This window comes from Mesorhizobium sp. M0522 (assembly GCF_040321085.1).
Classification (GTDB): domain Bacteria; phylum Pseudomonadota; class Alphaproteobacteria; order Rhizobiales; family Rhizobiaceae; genus Mesorhizobium.
Genome location: NZ_JAMYQW010000096.1, coordinates 1 through 978, shown reverse-complemented (window position 1 = coordinate 978; position 978 = coordinate 1). Strand labels below are relative to the sequence as shown.

Annotated in this window: 1 protein-coding gene; it reads right to left on the bottom strand. The window is 64.1% G+C overall.

Going from position 1 to position 978, the window contains the following annotated elements; all coding sequences use genetic code 11:
• Positions 1 to 92 precede the first annotated feature (92 nt).
• A partial coding sequence (locus NKI58_RS35425; protein ID WP_352854531.1) for an IS5 family transposase occupies positions 93 to 978 on the bottom strand: 886 nt, incomplete at its 5' end.

Genomic DNA, 978 nt, shown 5'->3' with positions numbered 1-978 from the left:
TTTTTTGAAGGCCGGGAAAGCAGTTTTCGACGGCTTGGTATGGCATCGACCGGCATGACCGGCCGATCCGCCGATTTTAGACAGACTCCTCCTCATGCCGGCTTTCCGCCAGGTGGATAGAGGGCGCCGATCATGGTCCGCAGATTGTAGGCGCAGGCGGCTAGTATGCATTGCGTGCGGTTGGCGGCGAGGTTGAAGAAGCGCAGGCGCCGCATGCCGTAGCGCTCCTTGAACACAGCAAAAGGCCGCTCCACAGCCGCCCGCACCTTGGCGATCAACCGGTTACGCAGCTTCTGGCGCGCCGGCAACTCGGGATGATGCTTGTTGGGCCGCCGCATCAGCCGGTCCTTGATCCCGGCCTTGGCCAGCCGATCATGCCTGGCATGGGTGTAGTAGGCCTGATCGCCATAGGCCGCCTTCTCATCGCCGCAAACCAGATTGTCGGCCGCCTCGGTGTCGGTGATCGAGGCGTCGCTTACCTCGACACGCCGGATCATGGTGTGCTCCTGGTCGGCGCCGATGTGCATCTTGTAGCCGAAGGTGCTCTTGTTGCCCTTCTTGCCCCAGCGCGCGTCCTTGTCGGCCGACGGCTTGGCCGGGCCCTGGTGGCCCTTCTTCGGCTGCTTGGGCGGCCGCCCACGGGCCTGCAGGAACGTCGCATCGACTAAGGTGCCGCGCTTGACGATCAGGCCCTTCGTCTCCAGCTGGCGGTTGATCTCCTCAAACACCTTGTCGATCAGCCGCTCGCGCGTCAGTTCCTCGCGGAAGCGCCACAGTGTCGAATGATCGGGCGTACGGTCCGAAAGGCTGAAGCCGGCAAAGCGGCGAAACGACAGCCGGTCACGGATCTGAGCCTCCAATGCCGGATCGCTCAGCCCGTGCCACACGCCCAGCAAAAGACAGCGCACCAGCGCCTCCGCCGGGTAGCTGGTGTTGCCCGAGCCGGGACCGCTGCGCTGACCCAGCAATGTTCGGATC